Genomic DNA, 18,452 nt, shown 5'->3' on the forward strand with positions numbered 1-18,452 from the left:
TCGCTCCTCGTCAGAGAGCGCCAACTCGACCTTCGGTCTGCCCATTCTCATCGCGGTATCTCCGGTTCCAACATACCTCAATGGCATGCACGATTAATGCCAGAAAATAACGGGACGGGACACTAGACCTGTTTGCGCGAGTGGGCCTATGGGCGCGTATGGGCTAACAGCAAGGAACGCACAACATGGTTGCCTGCGTTCCTGAGCTACTACAACGCCAGAAGGCCCCACTCGGCCTTGGGCTACAGACCTCCAGCTTCCCGACTTGCCGGGTATAACCTATTGCAACTCGACAGTTAGGTAGCGTGTGGCGATCCATCGGAGCGTGTTCCCGCCCTCAAAGATGGCGATGAACCCAAGCGCAGGCTACGGCTTTACAACCTGGCTTTCGTCCCTACCTCTCCTCTATCGCCGTGTAGGAAGATCTGTCACGGACTGCCCGTGGATCGCCTTTGGCCGCAACGGCAGGGCTCTCACCGATGCGCGATGAACTGCGGCCCTATATCAACCCCACCCGGAGAAAACTTCCCATGCTGAATTTCGACTTCCACAACCCCACCCACATCGCTTTCGGAAAAGGCCGCATCGCCGACCTGGATCGGCTGGCCCCGGCGCAGGCCAAGGTCTTGATCCTGGTGGGCGGTGCCAGTGCCGAGAAGACCGGCACGCTGGCCGAGGTGCGGGCGGCGCTGGGTGCGCGCCAGCACGCCACGTTCGCGGGCATCGAGCCCAATCCGAGCTACGAGACGTCGATGAACGCCGTGGCGCAGATTCGTGAGGGCGGGTTCGATTTTCTGCTCGCGGTGGGTGGTGGCTCGGTGATCGACGCGGTGAAGTTCATCGCCGCGGCCGTGCCGTTCGAGGCGGGCGACCCGTGGACCATTCTGGAAAAGCGCGGCAGCAATATCGCCCGTGCGCTGCCGTTCGGCACGGTGCTGACCTTGCCCGCCACGGGTTCCGAAATGAACAACGGCGGCGTGATCACGCACCGCGCCAAGGGCGCCAAGCTGGCGTTCGGCAGCTCGCACACCTACCCGGTGTTCTCGGTGCTGGACCCCACCAAGACCTACACCCTGCCGCCGCAGCAACTGGCCAATGGCGTGGTCGATGCCTTCGTGCACACGGTGGAGCAGTACCTCACCTACCCCGTGGACGGCGCCGTGCAGGACCGCTTCGCCGAAGGCATTCTGCAAACGCTGATCGACGTGGGCCCGCGCATTCTGGCCGCGCCCGAGCCGGTATATGACGACCGCGCGAACCTGATGTGGACCGCCACGCTCGCGCTCAACGGCCTGATCGGCGCCGGCGTGCCGCAGGACTGGGCCACGCACATGATCGGCCACGAACTCACCGCGCTGCACGGCATCGACCATGCGCGCACGCTGGCCGTGGTGCTGCCATCGCTGCTGCAGGCGCAGCGGGGCCCCAAGCGGGCCAAGCTGCTGCAGTACGGCGAGCGCGTCTGGGGGATTCGTTCGGGCACCGAGGATGAGCGCATCGATGCCGCCATCGCCGCCACGCGCGACTTCTTCGAGCGCATGGGTATCCCCACCCGCCTGTCGGCCTACGGGGTGGGCGCGGAAAGCGTGGACACGCTGGTGGCGCAACTGGAGGCGCACGGAATGGTGCGGCTGGGCGAGCACCGCGATGTGACGCCCGAGGTCAGCCGCCGCGTGCTCGAAGCAGCGCTGTGAGGCGGCCTGGCGCGATGTAGGGCGGGTGGTCGGAGACGTTCGCTCACCTTTTTCGAAGGCCGCGTCTCTTTCTTTTGCGGGGCGCGACCCCAAATGCCTTCACTGCGCGCCGGCGATCACGCCAGCCTCGACCTACTTCCACTTCCACTCCATTCGTCTTCGACCCCTTTACGAAAGCACAGCCATGGCAAAGAAAATCCTGATGGTCCTCACCTCCCACGACCAGTTGGGCGATACCGGCAAGAAGACCGGCTTCTGGCTCGAAGAATTCGCCGCGCCCTATTACGTGTTCAAGGACGCCGGCGCCGAGATCACGCTCGCATCGCCCAAGGGCGGCCAGCCCCCTCTGGACCCCAAGAGCGACGAGCCCGATGCGCAGACCGACGCCACGCGCCGCTTCAAGACCGACACCGAGGCGCAAAAGCACCTCGCCAGCACGCTTCCGCTGTCCGGCATGAACCCGGACGACTTCGACGCCGTGTTCTACCCCGGCGGCCACGGCCCTCTGTGGGACCTGGCGGAAGATGCCCAGTCGATCGCGCTGATCGAAAACACCTTCGCGGACCGCAAGCCGCTGGCCCTGGTGTGCCACGCCCCAGGCGTGCTGCGCCACACCAAGACCGTGGGCGGCCTGCCGCTGGTGCAGGGCCGCAAGGTGACCGGCTTCACCAACACCGAGGAAGAGGGCGTGCAGCTCACCAAGGTCGTGCCCTTCCTGGTGGAGGACATGCTCAAGGAGCGCGGCGGCCAATACGCCAAAGGCCCCGACTGGGCGCCCTTCGTGCTGACCGATGGCTTGCTGGTGACGGGGCAGAACCCCGCATCGTCCGAGCCGGCGGCGCATGCGCTGCTGAAGCTGTTGGGCTGAGTTCACACGAACCTGCTTACGCAGGCCATCGCAAAGCCCCCAGGCGGATGCCCGCCTGGGGGCTTTGTTTTGTTGGAATGTTTTTTGCATATTAAATAAATTGATTTCAATCATGTATTGAATTTGCAGTCTGTAGATAAGGCGTTCTACTGGCTTGCATAAAAAAAATCGAAATCATCGCGGAAATTTTTCGCATGATGGGGCTATCATTTAAATTCTTGGAAAGAGATTCTTCTTGATGGGTAAATAATTAGTAGCCATGAAAAATATAGTCATTGTGGGAGGTGGAATATCAGGGCTCACCTTGGCACTCGCTCTGCATTTGAAGGGTATTAATGCAAAGGTGTTTGAGGCCGCTCCAAAAATAAAGCCCCTTGGTGTCGGCATCAATCTCCAGTCCTATGCGGTAGAAATACTGCATAAACTCGGGGTATTGGACAGAATCGCGCATCAGGCCATCCTCACCCAGGAGATGGCATTTTTCAACCGGCAAGGGCAACAAATCCATGCGTTGCCCTTGGGGCGATACGGCGGCCACCCATACCCTCAGATATCTGTACATCGGGGAGTATTGCAGCAGACATTATTGGAAGTGGCGAAGGAAAGGTTGGGGGATCAATTCCTTTTCACCGGCCATTCATTCATCTCTGCAGCCCAGGAGGGTCGTTGCCTTCGGGCGAATTTTTTGACGGCGGCGGGAGAGAAAACGATTTGCCAAGTGGAATGTGATGCCCTCATCGGCGCCGATGGCATCCATTCAAGGGTGTATCGATCAGCCTTTCCCGAGGGGCCTCCACTGCGGGAGGTGGGCGTTCAGATGTGGCGTGGCATGACGGTGGCGCCCTGCTTTCTGACAGGGGCGACCATGGCACGGGTCGGCGTGCCCTCGCACGGAAAACTGGTCATCTACCCCGTCAAGAACAACGTCAATGCCCAAGGTGACCAACTCATCAACTGGGTCGCTGAAATCGACTCGGAGATTTACAAAAAAACGGAGGCGCCCGCCCTTCAACACAAAGAATATCTCGTTGATTTCTTTGCCTCCCGAAAATTCGACTGGATCAATATCCCGGAGCTGATCGGCCAATCGGTGGCTCCGATCATCAGTATGCCCATGATGGACCGTGATCCGGTCGAACGATGGCAGTCCGGATGCATCACGCTGATCGGCGACGCCGCCCATCCGATGGCTCCCGTGGGTTCGAATGGCGCTGGGCAGGCGCTGTTGGACGCTTACAGCCTGAGTGTCAGGCTTGCTGAAGACAGCGTGGAAGAGGCTTTCCGGGCTTATGAAAATGAACGCCGTCCCCTGACTTCGAATATCGTGATGACCGACCGGCAGGGCATTCCGGACCAATTAATAGACATTGTTGACCGAAGAACCGGCGGACGCGCTTTTGCAAAAATAGAAGAAGTTCTCTCTCCAGAAGAGGCTGTCCGATGGGCCACGCCGGATTATCAGGCCCGGCCGTGGGATTCGAAAAACCAGGGTGCCGGATTGTTGACCCATGCATGAGATGGATGGCCTTGATCGGCGCGAACGGATGAAATTGGATTTGCAACCATGAATGAAAAAATGCTGAGCGCTAAATTCTCGACAAACTGGGTGTCTTTTCCTCTCCAGGCCTTTCCGGAAGACAAATTGACCTGGCTTTTCGCGCCGGGGTCGCTCACATTGAAAGTCAAAGCACTGGGCGACTATTCGCTGGAGGTGGTGGACCAGCGAGTTGCACCGGCAGATCATTTTGATGCGCATGCGCTGCGTCTGGCAGCCGGCTCCCCCGTTTGGACACGCGAAGTGTTGATGCGGATCAATGGCGTGCCCTGCATCGCCGCGCGGAGCGTGACGGGGATCCACGCGCTTCAAGGGCCCTGGGCGGAACTGGCGGATTACGGCCAGCGGCCCTTGGGAGACCTGCTACACCAGCATCGACTTGGCCCTGACGCTGTCACCCGTATGCCTTTCGAATGCGCGGAGCTCAGTCCTGGCGACCCTCTGAGCCTGCTTTCTCGCCGCTTTGACACTGATAGCGAATCGCTGTTCGCGCGACGCTCCGCATTCGTTCGCCGCCAAACCCCCTTGCTGGTCAGCGAGTGTTTTCTGCAAGGGTTCTGGCGCACGGTGGCGCTCCTGCCGAGTAGCACGCTGCAGGATAGTGCGGAGACGGGGCCCATCTGATCTGTAGACCGCCCTGTTTCGGAAAAACAAGGCCCGCGCGGCCGTCGCACCGCTGGAGGCGATCAAAGGGGTAGCACATCCATGGGAGGACCGGTCTCGCGAACGCCGGTAACGAACAGCGCTTTCTGCCCTACAGCGGCAGGATGCCCGGCAGCAGCGGCCGGTCCAGCCGCTGGCGCCACCATTTGAGCGCCTCCCCCATGTGGTCGGGCTTCCACGCGAGCCAGAAGGTTTCGTCGGGCCGGGATTCCTCTACCGGCAGCTCCACCAGCACGCCCGTTTCCAGTTCCACGCTAATGCACGCGCGCGGCAGAAAGCCGTGGCCCAGGCCTGCGGCCTGGCAGGCGATCTTGGCCTGCATCGATGGCACGGTGATGCGGCGCTGGCCCGATTGCAGGCCCACCGTGCGGTCGGTGAGCGAGCGCGCGCCGTCGCCTACCACCACCGCCGTGTGGTCCAGCAGGTCGGCGCGGGTCAGCGGGCGCTGCAATTGCGCCAGCGGGTGAGTGGCCGTCACGCAGAACGCGAAGGCCAGGCTGCCCACCGCCGCCGCCTTGTAGCCGCCGCCCGGCGGCCCTTCGCCTGCAGCCACGACGATGTCCGCGCGGCCTTCGCGCAGTGCCTCCCACGTTCCGGTGAGCGCCTCGCAGCCGATGCGCAAGCGCGTGCCGCAGTGCAGGTCTTCGAAGGCGCAGATGTCCTGATTGAAGGCGCTGGTGGGGATGAGCGAGTCGTGCACCAGCCGCAGCTCCGACTCGAACCCGGTGGCGATCTGCCGCATGCGCGATTCCAGCTGGTGCGCGGCGGTGAGCAGCCAGCGGCCTTCCTTGAGCATCTCCTGGCCTGCGGGCGTGAGCGCCACGCGCGGGCCGTTGCGCGTGAAGAGGGCGATGCCCAGTTGCTCTTCCAACTTGCCGATGGCGTACGAAATGGTGGAGGGCACCTTGTGCAGCCGCTCCGAGGCGCCGGCGAAGGAGCCGTGGCGGGCGATGGCGTCCACCAGTTCGATGGCTTCGAGGGTGAGTTTCAGCATGGCTTGCGGGCGATGGATTGAATCATCGAAATTATCGATGATGAATGGCGAAACCTTTCAACCTGAGGCCCTGCCTGCTGCGGGATACTTTCTTCACCGCAGCACTGAAGCCCAATGAAATCAAGGAGATTTCAGCGAGAAGCCCACAGTGTGAATTTCATCGAAGACCCCGAAAGGAAACGCACCATGCTCGATATCCGCAAAGCCCACCAACGCGGCAACGCCAACCACGGCTGGCTGCATTCGCGCCACACCTTCTCGTTCGGCCACTACCGCGACGTCAAGCAGCAAGGTTTCTCGGACCTCTTGGTCATCAACGACGACCGCGTGGCTCCGGGCAAGGGCTTCGGCGAGCATCCCCACCGCGACATGGAAATCTTTTCCTACGTGCTGGAGGGCGCGCTGGAGCACAAGGATTCGATGGGGACCGGCTCGGTCATCCGCCCCGGCGATGTGCAGATGATGAGCGCCGGCACCGGTGTGCGCCACAGCGAGTTCAACCACTCTGCCGAGGAGCCGGTGCATTTTCTGCAGATCTGGATCGTGCCCGGCGTGGTCGGCGCGGCGCCCCGCTACCAGCAGGTGCATTTCAGCGAGGCTGAAAAGCGCGGCCGGCTGCGCCAGATCATCTCGCCGGAAGGCACCGATGGTTCTCTGGCCGTGCACCAGGACGCCCGGGTCTATGCGGGCCTGTTCAACGGCAACGAAACCGCCGAACTCGATGTGGGCCCCGGCCGCAACGTGTATGTGCACGTGGCCCGCGGCAGTGTGGAAGTGAACGGCGAACTGCTGGACGAAGGCGACGGCGCCCGCATCCGCAATGCCGGTGGTGCCCTGCGCTTTGCCAAAGGCGACGACGCCGAAGTGCTGGTGTTCGACCTGCGCCCCAACGAACTGCCCGCCATGCCGCACTGATGTGTGATGAGGGGCGGCCCTGCCGCCGCCCCTTCCAGCCTTTCTCGTTTCTTCGGCCTCCCGCCTTTTTTCTTCATTCCACCGACATTCCGGAGCTTCACCATGACCGCTGCAACCACCACCCAAGCCAACGCCAGGAACACCGCCAAGCCGGTCGCCACCGCCACCCCCGGCGCCATGCTGCTCAATCCGCACGACCACACGCTGGTGATGATCGACTTCCAGTCCCAGATGGCGTTTGCCACGCACTCCATCGATGCGATCACGCTGCGCTCCAACGCCGGTCTGGTGGCCAGTGCGGCGGCCGGCTTCGGGGTGTCGACGATCCTGACCACCGTGGCGGAAAAGAGCTTCAGCGGCCCGATGTTCGACGAAGTGACCGCACCGTTTCCCGGCCAGGCGCTGCTGGACCGCACATCGATGAACACCTGGGAAGACGAGGCCGTGATCCGCCGCATCAACGAGATCGGCAAGCCGCGCATCGTGCTGGCCGGCCTGTGGACCAGCGTGTGCATCGTGGGCCCGGCGCTGTCGGCGCTCGACCAGGGCTTCGAGGTGTACGTGATCGCCGATGCCAGCGGCGACATCTCCGCCGAAGCGCACCACCGCGCCATGGAGCGCATGGTGCAGGCCGGTGCCCGCCCCATCACGTCGCTGCAATACCTGCTGGAGCTGCAACGCGACTGGGCGCGCACGGAAACGTACGACATGACGACGGGCATCGCCAGGAAGTTCGGCGGCGGCTATGGTCTGGGCATCACCTACGCCAAAGCCATGTTCAACGCCCACGAGGGTTGAAAGAACGCTCCCTTCGCGTTGCCGATCCCCCAAGGAACCTGCCCATGAATCCGTCCATGACCTCGCCCACTGCCCCTGACCTGATCCTGCACAACGGCCGCTTCACCACGCTGGACCGCGCCAATCCCACGGCCAGCGCGGTGGCCATTGCCAACGGTCGCTTCATTCAGGTGGGCACCGACCGCGAGGTGCTGGCGCTGGCCGGGCCGGGCACGCGGCGCATCGATTTGAACGGCCGCAGCGCGCTGCCGGGGCTGATCGACAACCACCTGCACATCATCCGGGGCGGGCTCAACTTCAACATGGAGCTGCGATGGGACGGCGTGAAGAGCCTGGCAGATGCCATGGGCATGCTCAGGCGCCAGGTCGCCATCACGCCCGCGCCGCAGTGGGTGCGCGTGGTGGGCGGTTTCACCGAGCACCAGTTCGCTGAAAAGCGGCTGCCGACCATTGCCGAGCTGAACGCCGCGGCACCGGACACGCCCGTCTTCATCCTGCACCTGTACGACCGTGCACTGCTCAACGCCGCCGCGCTGCGCGCCGTGGGCTACGGGCGCGACACGCCCGCTCCGCCGGGCGGCGAAATCGTGCGCGACAGCGCCGGCAATCCCACGGGGCTGCTGCTGGCCAAGCCCAATGCGGCCATCCTCTACGCCACGCTGGCCAAGGGGCCCAAGCTGCCGCACGAATACCAGGTCAACTCCACGCGCCACTTCATGCGCGAGCTGAACCGCCTGGGCGTGACGGGCGCGATCGACGCAGGCGGGGGCTTTCAAAGCTACCCCGACGACTACCAGGTGATCCAGGAGCTTGCCGATGCCGACCAGCTCACCATTCGCCTGGCCTACAACCTGTTCACGCAAAAGCCCAAGCAGGAAAAGGAAGACTTCCTGAACTGGACGGCCACGTCGCAGTACAAGCAGGGCACCGATTACTTTCGCCACAACGGCGCGGGCGAGATGCTGGTGTTCTCGGCGGCCGATTTCGAAGACTTCCGCCAGCCGCGCCCCGACATGGCGCCCGAGATGGAAGACGACCTGGAAGGCGTGGTGCGCATCCTGGCGCAAAACCGCTGGCCCTGGCGCATGCACGCCACGTACGACGAGACCATCGAGCGCGCGCTCGACGTGTTCGAGACGGTGAACCGCGACGACACGCCCCTTGCCGGCCTGAACTGGTTCTTCGACCATGCCGAAACCATCTCCGAAAAATCCATCGACCGCATCGCCGCTTTGGGCGGCGGCGTCGCCGTGCAGCACCGCATGGCCTACCAGGGCGAGTATTTCGTCGAGCGCTACGGCGCCGGAGCGGCCGAGGCCACGCCGCCCGTCAAGCGCATGCTGGAAAAGGGCGTGAAGGTGTCCGCCGGCACCGACGCCACGCGGGTCGCCAGCTACAACCCGTGGGTATCGCTGTCGTGGCTCATCACCGGCAAGACGGTGGGTGGCCTGCAGATCACCCCGCAGCGCAACTGCCTGGACCGCGAGGCGGCACTGCGCCTGTGGACCGAGAACGTCACCTGGTTCAGCAACGAAGAGGGCAAGAAGGGCCGCATCCAGGCGGGCCAGCTGGCCGACCTGACCGTGCCCGACCGCGACTTCTTCGGCTGCCCCGAATCGGACATCGCCGACACCACGGCGCTGCTCACGGTGGTGGGCGGCAAGGTGGTCTATGGCGTGGGCGAATTCGCCCGTTTCGACGACGCCGCACCACCGCCCGCCATGCCCGACTGGTCGCCCGTGCGTACCTTCGGCGGTTACGCCGGCTGGGGCACGCAGGAGGGCGCGCCGCTGCAAGCCGTGGTGCGCCGTGCCGCCGCCGCGTGCGCCTGCGCCAACGACTGCAACGTGCACGGCCACCAGCACGCCACGGCATGGAGCAGCCAATTGCCCATCGCCGACCTGAAAGGCTTCTGGGGCGCCCTGGGCTGCGCCTGCTGGGCGGTGTGACCGTGTTGGCGGATGCCATGGACGCGCTGCGCCGCGCCTTCACCGCGCCCTGGGTGCAGTCGCTCGCGCTGCTGTGCCTGTGCGCGGCCTACCTGCAGGGCGGCATCGACAAGGCGCGCGATTTCGCGGGCGCGGTGGCCGAGATGCGCGGCTTCGGCCTGGCGCCCGCCGCACCCGTGGCGGCTGCCACCATCGCGCTGCAACTGGGCGCGTCGGTGCTGATCGTCTCGGGCTGGTACCGCTGGCTGGGCGCCCTGGCACTCGCGGGCTTCACCGTGCTGGCGGCCTTTCTGGCCGACCGTTTCTGGCAGGCGGCGCCCGCCGAGCGGCAGCGCAGCGCCAACGCATTCTTCGAACATTGGGGCCTGGTGGGTGGCATGCTGCTCGTCGCCTGGCACGACCTGGGAGGCCACCATGCCGCATGGCCATCATTCAACGTCTTCTTCGTCCACACCGCCCGCTGGCGCGGCATCCGGACCTGAATCCGCATCTGCATCCGTGCCGGCGTCCGCGCCTTCGGGCAGCTTCGCCCCGCTGCGCCTTCCCCTGTTCGCGGTGCTGTGGGCCGCCACCGTGATGGGCAACATCGGCAGCTTCATGCGCGACGTGGCCAGTTCGTGGATGGTGACCGAGCTGTCGTCCAGCCCCGCCGCCGTCGCGCTGGTGCAGACGGCGGCCACGCTGCCGATCTTTCTGCTTGCCATTCCAGCGGGCGTGCTGTCGGACATCCTGGACCGCCGGCGCTTTCTGATCGCCGTGCAGATCCTGCTGGCCTGCGTGAGCGGCACGCTGCTGGTGATGGCCCGCACGAACACGCTCACCGTGGAATCGCTCATCGCGCTCACCTTCGTGGGCGGCATCGGCGCGGCGCTCATGGGGCCCACGTGGCAGTCCATCGTGCCCGAGCTGGTGCCGCGCAGCGAGCTGAAAAGCGCGGTGGCGCTGAACTCGCTGGGCATCAACATCGCGCGGGCCATCGGCCCCGCGGCCGGCGGCCTGCTGCTGGCCAGCTTCGGCGCGGCGGCGGCCTATGGGCTGGATGTGTTGAGCTATGCCTTCGTGATCGCGGCGCTGCTCTGGTGGAAGCGGCCCAAGGCCGAATCGACGGGGCTGAACGAGCAGTTTTTCGGCGCCTTTCGCGCCGGCCTGCGCTACGCCCGCGCCAGCCGCGAACTGCATGTGGTGCTGCTGCGCGCGGCGGTGTTCTTTCTCTTCGCCAGCTCGGTCTGGGCGCTGCTGCCGCTGGTGGCGCGGCGCATGCTGGGCGGCACGGCGGGCTTCTACGGCGTGATGCTGGGCGCGGTCGGCGCGGGGGCCATCCTGGGCGCGGTCCTGCTGCCGCGCCTGCGCAAGCGGTTCGACGCCGACGGCCTCGTGCTGCTGGCCTCGCTGCTCACGGCCGGCGTGATGGGCGTGCTCACCCTGGCACCGCCCCGCGAAGCTGCGGTGGCGCTCATGCTGGTGCTGGGCCTGGGCTGGATCATCGCGCTCACTACGCTGAATGGCGTGGCCCAGGCCGTGCTGCCCAACTGGGTGCGCGGGCGGGGCTTGGCGATCTACCTCATGGTGTTCAACGGCGCCATGGCGGCCGGCAGCCTGGGCTGGGGCCTGGTCGCGGGGCAGGCCGGCCTGCCGGCCACGCTGCTGGTCGGTGCGGGCGGCCTGGTGCTGGCGGCCGTGCTCTTTCACCGCGTCAAGCTGCCCACCGGCGAAGCCGACCTGCAGCCGTCCAACCACTGGCCCGAGCCTTTGCTGGCAGAACCCGTCGCGCACGACCGCGGCCCGGTGATGGTGCAGATCGAGTACCAGATCCGCCAGCCCGATCTGCCCGCTTTCCTGCAGGCCATGCAGCACGTGGCGCGGGAGCGCCGCCGCGATGGCGCCTACGCCTGGGGCGTGGCCGAGCACACGGCCGAGCCGGGCCGCGTGATCGAGTGGTTCCTGGTCGAATCGTGGGCCGAGCACCTGCGCCAGCACGGGCGTGTTTCCAGGGCCGATGCCGACCTGCAGGCCGATGCGCTGCGCTATCACGTGGGCCCGGGCCGGCCCGTGGTGCACCACTACCTGGCGCTGGATGCGCAGAGCGTCGCCGCGCCGCCAGCCCCTGCGGGTTGATGCTTGCGGCCGCGATGCTTGGGCGGTGGCGCTTCTCTCGTGTGCCGACTTCAAGCAAAAAAGGGCTTCAGCGCAATATTCACTAGGGAGTATTGCTATATAAATAATAGCAAACCTGCGCTGTGCCCGCTGGCGGGTTCGAGCGCTTTCGCGCCCCACCGACGATCCGTTACGCCAACTGAACCTCGATGCGCCGAGGCTGCGCATGCTGTGCCTTGGGAATGCGCAGTTTCAGCACCCCGTTCGTGAGTTCGGCCGACACCCGTTCGGTGTCCAGCTCCTTGCTCAGGGTGAATACGCGGCGGAACCGGGCCAGGCCCACTTCCGTGTGGCTGGAGGTCAGGCCCTCGGGCACGGTCAGGTCGGATTCGGCCTCGATCGTCAGCGTCTCCGCCTCCACCTGCAGGTTGAGCTTGTCGCGGCCAACGCCCGGCAGGTCCGCATAGAGCGTGATGCCGCCCGAGTCCTCGATCACATCGACCGGCGGCGTGAGGGCCGCGTCGGCGTAGCGGGAGCGGTCCTGCGCCGCCGGGCTCTGCTGGCGGGCGGTGCCGGGCTGGGCGTTGCGGGCGACGTGGCTGTTGTTGCTGCTGTTGCCGTTGCTGTTCGAAGTCTGGATATCGTTGCGCATGGCTGTTTCTCCTGTCTTCTGTGGAAAACCTCCGGGTTACTGGATCGTGATGCGCCGCGGTTGTGCCGAGGCCCGCCGCTGCACGGTGATGTGCAGCACGCCGTCCCGCAACTGGGCGTTGACGGCGTCCGGGTCGGCGTCGTCCGGCAGCGTGATCACGCGGCGGAACTTGCCGTCGAAGCGCTCGTTGATGTGCGCCGTGGCCTTGGCATCGGCCTCGGCGATGGCGCTCTTGCGCTCACCGGCGATGCTCAGCAGGCCGCGCTCCAGATGCACTTCCAGCGTGGCCGGATCGACGCCGGGGGCGAAGGCATACACCTCGATGGACTGGGGCGTCCCGCCGACGTTCAGGGCGGGAAACCCGTTGCGGGCGAAGCCGCGGATGGTGGGCGACAGATCGAAGGCCTGCTGCATCTCGCGCTGCAGGCGATCCATCTCGGCGAACATGTCGCGCGGAAACAGGGATCGGTACATGGCGAAACCTCCATGGATGACGTGTCGTTGATGGAAAAAAAGAACGGAACGCCGGCGAAGCTCCGGCGCTTCCGGTGTCTGAACTAGCAGCGGGTTTCAGGTTTTCAAGGGGAACCGTGCAAAAAATGAGAGCCTGCAGGTTGCAGCGCTCAACCCTGTTGAAAGAACCATAATCACCACGCTACGCGGGACGATGGCCGCGTGGACCTGGATTCCCATCAGGTTGAAGCTGCGTTGTTCTGCCTTTCGCAGTTCACTGTCTCAAGTCATAGCCCCGGCCGATGAGATGGTGCAAGAGTTCGGTGCCTGAGCCGACGACCTGAAGGTCGGCCTGGACAATGAAAGCGATCAATGGTCGCCGTAGAGGAATGCCTGTCTGCAGACCGACGTCCGTAAGATAGTTGCCGTCCAGTGGGCGCTGACGCAGGCTGGCCCACAAGAACTATGAGATTTTGATGATGGCAAAACATGTCACTAACCCCAACCAGCTCTCCAGGCTGGTTTTAAACGGCTACAAGTCGATTGCCGAGTGCGATCTTCCCTTGGGGTCGATCAACGTGCTCATCGGGGCCAATGGTGCAGGCAAGTCCAACTTCATTGGGTTTTTCAAACTCATCGGACGCATTCTGGATGAGCAGCTCCAGGTGTTTGTGGGCGACGCTGGCGGACCCGATGCGATGCTGCATTTTGGTCGCAAGACCACCGAAGTACTCAGTGCAGAGCTGTACTTCGGCAACAACGGCTATCGCTTTCGGCTTAAACCCACCCAGGACAACCGCATGATGTTTGCCCATGAAGCGCTGTGGTGGAACATGCGTGGTGAATGGCAACCTGAGTCAGGCCATTTTGAAACGCGGTTCAAAGATGGGCAGGGCAAGGGGTATATCTGGGATTACACCGTCCCTGCCATGCGCAGCTGGCGTGTCTACCACTTCCATGACACCAGCATCAGCGCCATGGTCAAGCAGGTGCATGGCGCAGGCGACTACCAATATTTGCGCGAAGACGCCCGCAACCTTGCGGCGTTCCTCCAGCACCTGAAAGATCAGCACGCGAGCCACTACCAGCGCATCGTCAAGTCGATCCAGCTGGTGGCACCGTTCTTTGGTGACTTTCTCTTTCGCCCCTATGCGGGCAATCCAGAAAAAATCCAGCTCGAATGGACCGAGGCCGGGCACGACGTGCCATTTACCGCCAGCGCTTTATCGGACGGCACCCTGCGCTTCATCTGCTTGACCACTGTGCTGCTGCAGCCCGAGGAATTCATGCCTGCCACCATCCTGATCGACGAGCCTGAGCTGGGCCTGCATCCCTTCGCCATCACGATGCTCGGGGCCATGATGAAGTCCACCGCGCAGCAGCACCAAATCATCGTCTCCACCCAGTCGGTGGAGTTGGTCAATGAGTTCGATGCCGAGGATCTCATCGTGGTGGACAAGAAGGGCGGCGCATCCAGCTTCACCCGGCCCAGCGCCGAATCGTTGGGCGAATGGCTGCAGGACTACACCCTGGGCGAGTTGTGGAAGAAAAACATCCTGGGCGGAAGGCCGCAGCGATGAGCCGCATCTACGTGGTGGTGGAGGGCCAAACCGAAGAGGCCTTCGTGAGCAATCTGCTGGTGCCGCACTATGCCCGCCTGGGCCGGTTCTTCACCCCCATCATCGTCAGCACCAGCCCGGGGTACAAAGGCGGCGTGGTGAGCTATGCCAAGGTCAAGCCGCAAATCGTGCGGCTGTGCAGGCAAGACGCAGACGCCTGGGTCACGACCCTGTTCGACCTGTATGCGCTGCCCACCGACTTTCCGGGCAAGGCAGCGCCTGCGTACCCTTCCCGTGCCAGAGGCAGCGCCAAGGCGCAGTATCTGGAGGCTCAGCTCCAGCAAGACATTGCCGAGCCCAACTTCCTGCCCAACCTGATGGTGCATGAATACGAAGCCCTGCTTTTCACCCAGCCTGCTCAGTTCTCTCAATGGACGAGCAATGCCGGAGTGCCAGCCACGTTGGCCCGGGCGGTGGCGCAGGCCGGCTCGCCCGAAGACGTGAACGATGGCCCGCACACCGCCCCGTCCAAGCGCATCCTGGCTGTCATGCCCGAATACGAGAAACCTTTTCACGGCCCACTGATCGCCTGCGACATTGGGTTGACCGCTCTGCGGCAGGCATGCCCGCATTTCCACGCCTGGCTGCTGGCTGTGGAAGCCATTCCTTGAATCCCTTATGGCACACCACCAAAAACCAGAACTCACCTGAATCGGAAAAAACCGAAGTCTTCGGCGGGAGCCGCGCATTGCGCTGGAAGACCGGGCCCGCAGCTACCACGCCAGGCAGCGCGTGACGGAAACCGTGTTGAGAGTTTGATGAGAGTGGCTGTCAGCGTTTTTTTTGGTCATGCGCTGGCAGCTATTGAATCCAACTCAATGTTCCTGCCGCCGCCATGCTCGGTATCTCAGGTGGATGCCCCGGCAGTCGTGTGAGCCCCGCTGGCTTCCACCTCCACCACGCAGTCGTAGAACGTCGGGGCCGCGCCGATGTCGGTCAGCGCCTGGCTGGTCAGCTCGTTCACGTTGGTGCCGTTCACGCCGAACTTGCGCCACCAGATGCCGAGCCCGTTGACCACGCCGGGGCGGGCACGGTCGTTCACGGCGGCGTGGCATTCGTAGCTGCCGCGGTCGTTGAACACGCGCACCAGGCTGCCGTCGGCGATGCCGCGCGGGGTGGCGTCGTCGGGGTGGATCTCCAGCACCGGCTGCGTTTCGATGTTGCGCAGGCTTTGCACGTTCACGAAGGTGGAATTGAGAAAGTTGCGCGCGGGCGGCGAGATCATGGCCAGCGGGTAGCGGCCGCCGGGCTGCGGCAGTTCGTGGTTGGGCACGTGCACGGGCACGGGCGCCAGTCCTTGCGAGGCCAGGCGTTCGCTGTAGAACTCGCACTTGCCCGACGGCGTATGGAAGCCGCCTTCGGCAAACGGCGCGTCTGGCAGGGGCAGGGGGGCGAAGCCGATCTCCAGCAGCTGGGCGAAATCGATCCGGTCGCCGAAGGCCTGGCGGCACATGGCTTCGTCGTCGTCGGCAAAGCAGGGGTCGGTGTAGCCCATGCGCGCGGCCAGATCGCGAAAGATGCGCGTGTTGGAGCGCGACTCGCCCAAGGGCTCGATGGCCGGACGGTTGAGCAGCACGTCGGTATGGCCGTAGGACAGGTGCACGTCCCAGTGTTCGAGCTGGGTGGTGGCGGGCAGCAGGTAGTCGGCGTAGTCGGCCGTGTCGGTGCGAAAGTGCTCCAGCACCACCGTGAAGAGGTCGTCGCGCGCGAAGCCCTTCGCCACCTGCGCGGAATCGGGCGCCACGGCTACGGGGTTGCTGTTATAGACCACCACCGCTTCGATCTTCGGGCCGAAGGTGGTGGAGGATTCGCGCAGCAGGTCGTCGCCGATGGTCACCATGTTGATGGTGCGCGGCACCTGGCCGGTGTGCAGGTCGGGGCGTTGCAGCACGGCGCGCTGCACGGGGTAGTGGCCGGAGCTGGAGAGCAGCAGGCCGCCCGCGCGGTGGCGCCACGCGCCGGTGAGCGCGGGCAGGCACGCCACGGCGCGCGTGGCGTTGCCGCCGCCGCGCACGCGCTGCATGCCGTAGTTCAGCCGGATGGCGGCAGGCCGCGTGGTGCCGTAGTCGCGCGCCAATTGGCGGATCTGCTCCACGGGCAGTCCGCAGACCTCGGCCGCGCGCTCGGGCGGCCACTGCAGGGCGCTTTCGCGCAGCGCGTCCCAGCCCACGGTGTACCGCGCGATGTAGTCGTGATCGAGCCAGTCGTTCGCGATCAGCTCGTGCATGAGCGCCAGGGCCAGCGCCGCATCGGTGCCGGGGCGCAGCTGCAGGTGTTCGTGGCACTTTTCAGCGGTCTCGGTCTTGCGCGGGTCGATGCACACCAGCCGGGCGCCGTCCCGCTTGGCTTGCTGTGCGTAGCGCCAGAAGTGCAGGTTGCTGCCGATGGAGTTGCTGCCCCAGATGATGATGAGGCGCGACTCGGTGAAGAACTCCACCTTCATGCCCAGCTTGCCGCCCAGCGTGTAGTTGAGGCCCTCGCCACCCGCCGTGGAGCAGATCGTGCGGCCCAGGTGCGAGGCGCCCAGGCGGTTGAAAAAGCGCCGGTCCATGCTCTCGCCCTGCACCAGACCCATGGTGCCCGCGTAGCTGTAGGGCAGGACGGCCTGCGGGTCGCGGGCGGCGATACCGCTAAGGCGCGCGGCGATGTCGGCCAGTGCGTCGTCCCAGTCCACGGGCACGAACTGCGCGCCCGGACCCTTCGGCCCCACCCGCTTGAGGGGTTGCAACAGGCGCTCGGGGTGGTTGGTGCGTTCGGCGTAGCGCGACACCTTGGCGCACAGCACTCCGCCGGTGTGCCCATGCGCGGGATTGCCCTGCACCCGCGTGGCGACGCCCTTGTCCACGGTGGTCAGCAGGGCGCAGGTGTCCGGGCAATCGTGGGGACAAGCCCCCCGAACTTGCGTGACCGGCTCGGAATCGGGGGTTTTTTCAGTCGTGGACATAGGGTTTCTACTAACTTACACTCGCCGCAGCCGCGATGGCGGGGGTCGTAATCCCGAGACATCGACGTTTTTTTGGATCTAAGAGGGGATTTCACCATGAAGCAACTTGCGTTGGGGCGCCGACGTTTTTCCATTGGGCTGGGCGCGGTAGCGCTCGGCGGTTTCGGGCTGGCGCGCGCGCAGGCAGACACTCCCCTCGTGCTGGGCCAGTCCGCACCGTTCAGCGGCCCTTCCGCGCAGCTCGGGGTGCAATTCCACCAGGGCGCGCAGCTGTACTTCGAGCAGTGGAATGCCCAGGGCGGCTCTGGCCGGCGCACGGTGGAGCTGCGCACGCTGGACGACGGCTACGAGCCCGACCGTTGCGCGGCCAACACACGCAAGTTCATCGCCGATGACGTTTTTTCGCTCTTCGGTTACGTGGGCACGCCCACCAGCCTGGCGGCGCTGCCGCTGCTGACGCAGGCGAAAGTGCCGTTCTTCGCGCCGTTCACTGGCGCCGAGGCGCTGCGGCAGCCCTTGAACAAGCTGGTGTTCCATGTGCGGGCCTCGTACAACGATGAGACGGCCGCCATCGTGAACAAGCTCACCTATCTGGGCCTGAGCAAGATCGGCGTGTTCTACCAAAACGATGCCTTTGGCAAGGCCGGCCTGGAAGGCGCCGTGCTGGCCCTCGGTGCCCACCAGCTCAAGCCGGTGGCCCAGGCCATCGTGGAGCGCAATTCGGTGGATGTGGATGCGGCCGTGCGAACGCTGATCGCGGCCAAGCCCGAGGCCATCGTGCAGGTCGGCACGTATGCCGCCAGCGCTGCCTTCGTGCGCGCGGCGCGCAAGGCGGGCTACGGCGGCACGTTCTACAACCTGTCGTTCGTGGGAACGCAGGCGTTGATGGACGAGCTCAAGGCCGATGGCGCGGGCGTGGTGGTGTCGCAGGTGATGCCTTCGCCCTACCAGTCCGCGCGCCCGCTCACGCGGGAGTTCCAGGACGCCATCAAGAAAGGCGGCAACAAGGTCCAGGCCAATTATTCCAGCCTGGAAGGCTATGTCGCCGCGCGCGTGTTCGCCGAGGGGCTGCGCCAGGCCGGCGCCCGGCCCACGCGCGAATCGCTGGTATCGGCGCTGGAGGGCCTCGGCGCGCACCAGATGTCGGGCTTTCAGGTGGCCTTCGGCCCAGCCAACCATGCTGCCTCGCGGTTCGTGGAAATGTCGATGCTGACCGGCGACGGCCGCGTGCGCGTCTGACCCGGCGCGCTCTGG

The 18,452-nt window shown here is 64.8% G+C and carries 16 protein-coding genes and 1 pseudogene; 13 read left to right on the forward strand and 4 right to left on the reverse strand.

Going from position 1 to position 18,452, the window contains the following annotated elements; all coding sequences use genetic code 11:
- Positions 1-126: 126 nt before the first annotated feature.
- The 5 genes and pseudogenes from AVHM3334_RS08590 to AVHM3334_RS08610 all read left to right on the forward strand — a co-directional run.
- A pseudogene (locus AVHM3334_RS08590) lies at positions 127-300 on the forward strand (integrase core domain-containing protein); the annotation flags it as partial.
- Positions 301-530: 230 nt separating this feature from the next.
- A complete protein-coding gene (locus AVHM3334_RS08595) occupies positions 531-1,694 on the forward strand; it encodes an iron-containing alcohol dehydrogenase (protein WP_284411390.1) in 1,164 nt (387 codons plus the stop codon).
- 184 nt (positions 1,695-1,878) lie between these two features.
- Positions 1,879-2,562: a type 1 glutamine amidotransferase domain-containing protein gene (locus tag AVHM3334_RS08600; protein WP_284411392.1), complete on the forward strand. Its 684-nt coding sequence runs from the start codon at positions 1,879-1,881 to the stop codon at positions 2,560-2,562.
- Between the two features lie 259 nt (positions 2,563-2,821).
- Entirely contained in the window at positions 2,822-4,078 is a 1,257-nt protein-coding gene (locus AVHM3334_RS08605; RefSeq protein WP_284411394.1) for an FAD-dependent monooxygenase, read from the forward strand.
- Between the two features lie 48 nt (positions 4,079-4,126).
- The gene (locus tag AVHM3334_RS08610; RefSeq protein ID WP_284411395.1) at positions 4,127-4,741 is read left to right on the forward strand and encodes a chorismate--pyruvate lyase family protein; all 615 of its coding nucleotides are present in this window, start codon (positions 4,127-4,129) and stop codon (positions 4,739-4,741) included.
- Positions 4,742-4,871: 130 nt separating this feature from the next.
- On the opposite strand, the gene AVHM3334_RS08615 is transcribed toward AVHM3334_RS08610, so the two are convergent.
- The gene (locus tag AVHM3334_RS08615) at positions 4,872-5,774 is read right to left on the reverse strand and encodes a LysR family transcriptional regulator (RefSeq protein WP_284411397.1); all 903 of its coding nucleotides are present in this window, start codon (positions 5,772-5,774) and stop codon (positions 4,872-4,874) included.
- A gap of 186 nt (positions 5,775-5,960) precedes the next feature.
- On the opposite strand from AVHM3334_RS08615, the gene AVHM3334_RS08620 reads away from it, so the two are divergent.
- From AVHM3334_RS08620 to AVHM3334_RS08640, 5 genes are all read left to right on the forward strand, one after another.
- Complete coding sequence (locus AVHM3334_RS08620) at positions 5,961-6,689, forward strand: pirin family protein (RefSeq protein WP_284411398.1); 729 nt, start codon at positions 5,961-5,963, stop codon at positions 6,687-6,689.
- 102 nt (positions 6,690-6,791) lie between these two features.
- Positions 6,792-7,487 (forward strand): hydrolase, encoded by a 696-nt coding sequence (locus AVHM3334_RS08625; protein ID WP_284411399.1) that lies wholly within the window; start codon positions 6,792-6,794, stop codon positions 7,485-7,487.
- A 56-nt stretch (positions 7,488-7,543) separates the two neighbouring features.
- Entirely contained in the window at positions 7,544-9,436 is a 1,893-nt protein-coding gene (locus tag AVHM3334_RS08630; RefSeq protein ID WP_284411629.1) for an amidohydrolase, read from the forward strand.
- 17 nt (positions 9,437-9,453) lie between these two features.
- Complete coding sequence (locus tag AVHM3334_RS08635; RefSeq protein WP_284411401.1) at positions 9,454-9,918, forward strand: DoxX family protein; 465 nt, start codon at positions 9,454-9,456, stop codon at positions 9,916-9,918.
- Complete coding sequence (locus AVHM3334_RS08640; protein WP_502869882.1) at positions 9,851-11,551, forward strand: MFS transporter; 1,701 nt, start codon at positions 9,851-9,853, stop codon at positions 11,549-11,551. Before AVHM3334_RS08635 ends, AVHM3334_RS08640 begins: the two co-directional genes overlap by 68 nt.
- Positions 11,552-11,720: 169 nt before the next feature.
- On the opposite strand, the gene AVHM3334_RS08645 is transcribed toward AVHM3334_RS08640, so the two are convergent.
- On the reverse strand, positions 11,721-12,182 hold the full coding sequence (locus AVHM3334_RS08645) for an Hsp20/alpha crystallin family protein (protein ID WP_284411405.1): 462 nt from the start codon (positions 12,180-12,182) through the stop codon (positions 11,721-11,723).
- Between the two features lie 36 nt (positions 12,183-12,218).
- Positions 12,219-12,656 carry an Hsp20/alpha crystallin family protein gene (locus AVHM3334_RS08650; RefSeq protein ID WP_284411407.1) on the reverse strand — a complete coding sequence of 146 codons (438 nt, stop codon included), beginning with the start codon at positions 12,654-12,656 and terminating at the stop codon, positions 12,219-12,221.
- Between the two features lie 458 nt (positions 12,657-13,114).
- Between AVHM3334_RS08650 and AVHM3334_RS08655 the strand changes: the two genes are divergently transcribed.
- Both AVHM3334_RS08655 and AVHM3334_RS08660 read left to right on the forward strand, forming a co-directional pair.
- Positions 13,115-14,215 (forward strand): AAA family ATPase, encoded by a 1,101-nt coding sequence (locus AVHM3334_RS08655; RefSeq protein WP_284411631.1) that lies wholly within the window; start codon positions 13,115-13,117, stop codon positions 14,213-14,215.
- The gene (locus AVHM3334_RS08660) at positions 14,212-14,865 is read left to right on the forward strand and encodes a DUF4276 family protein (RefSeq protein ID WP_284411409.1); all 654 of its coding nucleotides are present in this window, start codon (positions 14,212-14,214) and stop codon (positions 14,863-14,865) included. Before AVHM3334_RS08655 ends, AVHM3334_RS08660 begins: the two co-directional genes overlap by 4 nt.
- 236 nt (positions 14,866-15,101) lie before the next feature.
- Here AVHM3334_RS08660 and AVHM3334_RS08665 read toward each other — a convergent pair whose 3' ends face one another.
- Complete coding sequence (locus tag AVHM3334_RS08665; RefSeq protein WP_284411411.1) at positions 15,102-17,198, reverse strand: molybdopterin-containing oxidoreductase family protein; 2,097 nt, start codon at positions 17,196-17,198, stop codon at positions 15,102-15,104.
- 96 nt (positions 17,199-17,294) lie between these two features.
- On the opposite strand from AVHM3334_RS08665, the gene AVHM3334_RS08670 reads away from it, so the two are divergent.
- Positions 17,295-18,437 carry an ABC transporter substrate-binding protein gene (locus AVHM3334_RS08670; protein ID WP_284411412.1) on the forward strand — a complete coding sequence of 381 codons (1,143 nt, stop codon included), beginning with the start codon at positions 17,295-17,297 and terminating at the stop codon, positions 18,435-18,437.
- Positions 18,438-18,452 lie beyond the last annotated feature (15 nt).

The sequence above is a fragment of the Acidovorax sp. SUPP3334 genome, from assembly GCF_030159055.1.
In the GTDB taxonomy this organism is placed as follows: Bacteria; Pseudomonadota; Gammaproteobacteria; order Burkholderiales; family Burkholderiaceae_C; genus Paracidovorax.

Coding starts and splice junctions, on each gene's coding strand:
- AVHM3334_RS08595 (WP_284411390.1), top strand. CDS start 531: ATGCTGAATTTCGACTTCCACAACCCCACCCACATCGCTTTCGGAAAA.
- AVHM3334_RS08600 (WP_284411392.1), top strand. CDS start 1,879: ATGGCAAAGAAAATCCTGATGGTCCTCACCTCCCACGACCAGTTGGGC.
- AVHM3334_RS08605 (WP_284411394.1), top strand. CDS start 2,822: ATGAAAAATATAGTCATTGTGGGAGGTGGAATATCAGGGCTCACCTTG.
- AVHM3334_RS08610 (WP_284411395.1), top strand. CDS start 4,127: ATGAATGAAAAAATGCTGAGCGCTAAATTCTCGACAAACTGGGTGTCT.
- AVHM3334_RS08615 (WP_284411397.1), bottom strand. CDS start 5,774: ATGCTGAAACTCACCCTCGAAGCCATCGAACTGGTGGACGCCATCGCC.
- AVHM3334_RS08620 (WP_284411398.1), top strand. CDS start 5,961: ATGCTCGATATCCGCAAAGCCCACCAACGCGGCAACGCCAACCACGGC.
- AVHM3334_RS08625 (WP_284411399.1), top strand. CDS start 6,792: ATGACCGCTGCAACCACCACCCAAGCCAACGCCAGGAACACCGCCAAG.
- AVHM3334_RS08630 (WP_284411629.1), top strand. CDS start 7,544: ATGACCTCGCCCACTGCCCCTGACCTGATCCTGCACAACGGCCGCTTC.
- AVHM3334_RS08635 (WP_284411401.1), top strand. CDS start 9,454: ATGGACGCGCTGCGCCGCGCCTTCACCGCGCCCTGGGTGCAGTCGCTC.
- AVHM3334_RS08640 (WP_502869882.1), top strand. CDS start 9,851: ATGCCGCATGGCCATCATTCAACGTCTTCTTCGTCCACACCGCCCGCT.
- AVHM3334_RS08645 (WP_284411405.1), bottom strand. CDS start 12,182: ATGCGCAACGATATCCAGACTTCGAACAGCAACGGCAACAGCAGCAAC.
- AVHM3334_RS08650 (WP_284411407.1), bottom strand. CDS start 12,656: ATGTACCGATCCCTGTTTCCGCGCGACATGTTCGCCGAGATGGATCGC.
- AVHM3334_RS08655 (WP_284411631.1), top strand. CDS start 13,115: ATGGCAAAACATGTCACTAACCCCAACCAGCTCTCCAGGCTGGTTTTA.
- AVHM3334_RS08660 (WP_284411409.1), top strand. CDS start 14,212: ATGAGCCGCATCTACGTGGTGGTGGAGGGCCAAACCGAAGAGGCCTTC.
- AVHM3334_RS08665 (WP_284411411.1), bottom strand. CDS start 17,198: ATGTCCACGACTGAAAAAACCCCCGATTCCGAGCCGGTCACGCAAGTT.
- AVHM3334_RS08670 (WP_284411412.1), top strand. CDS start 17,295: ATGAAGCAACTTGCGTTGGGGCGCCGACGTTTTTCCATTGGGCTGGGC.